The 267-nt window shown below is 47.6% G+C and carries 1 tRNA gene; it reads left to right on the forward strand.

Features of this window, described 5'->3' with window-relative positions:
* Positions 1-90 precede the first annotated feature (90 nt).
* A tRNA-Thr gene (locus A3763_RS23165) sits at positions 91-166 on the forward strand.
* The last annotated feature ends 101 nt before the right edge of the window (positions 167-267 follow it).

Consider the following 267-nt stretch of genomic DNA (forward strand, 5'->3'; position numbering starts at 1 on the left):
GGTGCAAAGAAGAGAGAAATTTTTTGCAAAAGTGTTGCATCTGAAAAATAGTTCACTTAGTATAGCGGCCTCTCGAAATGAGGGTGTGCAGCTGGTGTAGCTCAGTCGGTAGAGCAACGCACTTGTAATGCGTAGGTCGGGGGTTCGATTCCGTCCACCAGCTCCATTTTGTTTTGAGTTCTTTAGAGTCTTTACGATTCTAGCTGGAGGGGTTCCCGAGTGGCCAAAGGGATCAGACTGTAAATCTGACGCGTAAGCTTCGGTGGT

It is taken from the genome of Oleiphilus sp. HI0128, assembly GCF_001635365.1.